The sequence below is a fragment of the Roseimaritima sediminicola genome (genome assembly GCF_009618275.1).
In the GTDB taxonomy this organism is placed as follows: Bacteria; Planctomycetota; Planctomycetia; order Pirellulales; family Pirellulaceae; genus Roseimaritima; species Roseimaritima sediminicola.
Genome location: NZ_WIAD01000113.1, coordinates 1 through 1908 on the forward strand (window position 1 = coordinate 1; position 1908 = coordinate 1908).

The window sequence follows — 1908 nt, forward strand, 5'->3', positions numbered from 1 at the left end:
GCACTTGCCGGCGGGGCTGGGCATTTGGCAGTACGGCGATTTTGGGCTGTACCGCGTCAACCCGCCGCTAGTTCGCGCCGTCGCCACTGTGCCCTTGACGCTACTGGACGTCGAGACGGACTACATCTATGCCGCCGATACGCGCGACCGTCCAGAATTCCCCATGGGAACCCGTTTCTGGCAGCGTCACGGCTTGCAGGCTTACGCGTATCTCACGCTTGCACGCATAACGGCCATTCCGTTCAGCCTGATCGCGGGTGGGACGATTTTCTGCTGGAGCCGCAGTCTGTACGGCCAGCGCGCCGGCCTGTTCTCGCTTACCCTGTGGTGCTTTTCACCTCTGGTACTTGCCAACGCTTCGATGATCACGCCCGACGTGGGTGCCTGTGCCATGGGCACGCTGTCCTGCCTGGCGTTCTACTGGTGGCTGAAAGGCCGGAACTGGGAACAAACGGTTTTGGCAGGCATCCTGTTGGGCACGGCCGAATTGACGAAGTTCACCTGGGTCCTGCTGTTCCCCTTGTTTGTCCTGCAGTTTGTCGCCTGTGAAGCGCTGCGGCGAAAGACCGAGCTCCGCGCGTCGGCGCAACTGGTGACGTTGTTCCTGGTAGCCGTTCTGGTTATTAACTTCGGCTATGGATTTGCTAGATCCTTCCAGCCGCTGGGCGACTACCAGTTCGTCAGCGAAACCCTTCGCGGCAGCAGCGCCGAGGGCACGAAGAACCGCTTTGCCCAGTCGTGGCTGGGCCACGTTCCCGTGCCGGTACCGGCGGAGTATCTGCTGGGAATTGACCGTCAGAAGCTCGATTTTGAACGTGGTTTTGACTCGTACCTGCGTGGTCAATGGCGTGACCAAGGCTGGTGGTACTACTATCTGTACGGCTTGGCGACCAAGACACCGTGTGGTTACCTGGCCATCTTCGCCCTGACCGCCGGGACGTTCGTGACGAGGTGGTTTTGCAAATCGGAGTTTTTTCTGCTGTCACCAGCAATCGCCATTCTCGTGCTTGTGAGCAGTCAAACCGGCTTCAGCCATCACCTTCGCTATGTGCTGCCCGCCTTGCCTTTCGTGTACGTGCTGGCCGGTAGACTGATGGAAGCATCGATGAACCAGCGTGTGAGCATCGCTGCTCTCGTATTGCTCGGCGGTGGCATCCTTCCCAGTTTGTGTGTTTTCCCGCACTCCCACGCTTACTTTAATCTTGCCGCCGGCGGTCCGGCCAATGGCCACTCGCATTTGCTGGACAGCAACCTCGACTGGGGTCAGGACCTGTTGTACCTGGCTGACTGGAACCGACGTCACAGCGAGATCAAACTGGATGGGGTGGCCTTCCATCACGGCATGCTGCCGCTGGAACCACTGGGGCTGCCCGACGTACCGCCGCCACCGCATGAACAAGGCCCGCAGCCGGGTTGGTGGGCCGTTTCCGTCCAGCGGCTGCACAGCCGCGACGGAGCGTACGCCTATTTCCGGGACTACGATCCCGTCGCAACGATCGGCTACACGACGTACATCTATCACCTATCGGAAGCGGACGTCGCGAAGCATCAGAACGATCTCGCAAAGGAGCAGCGTCAATGAGCGGCTGGGGCGTTATGAGAACGGTCATCGCAGGCTTGCTGTGGTTGGCTGCGGCTGCGAAGCTTGCCCGCTACGACCTCATTCTACTTGAGGAGGGGTTGCTCTCGTGGGCGCCGCTACTGACGTTCACAATTGCTTATGAGGTTGGCGCGGGCGTCTTCATTCTCGCTGCACCTTCGGCCTTTTCCTGGACTGCCACTCTGATCACGTTCAGCGTGTTTTTGGCTGCATCGACTTACGCAGCGGTTGCTGACCGCGGTTGCAACTGCCTTTCCCCGACCCTTAACGCTAAAGCAATGATGCTAATCGATCTCGTGGTGTTGACT

Annotated in this window: 2 protein-coding genes; both read left to right on the forward strand. The window is 59.5% G+C overall.

What is annotated here, in order from left to right; genetic code table 11:
• On the forward strand, positions 1-1582 hold a 1582-nt coding region (locus GE027_RS22465; protein ID WP_153559472.1), incomplete at its 5' end, for an ArnT family glycosyltransferase.
• 14 nt (positions 1583-1596) lie between these two features.
• Positions 1597-1908, forward strand: a 312-nt coding sequence (locus tag GE027_RS22470) for a hypothetical protein (protein ID WP_153559473.1), incomplete at its 3' end; no start/stop codon positions are given.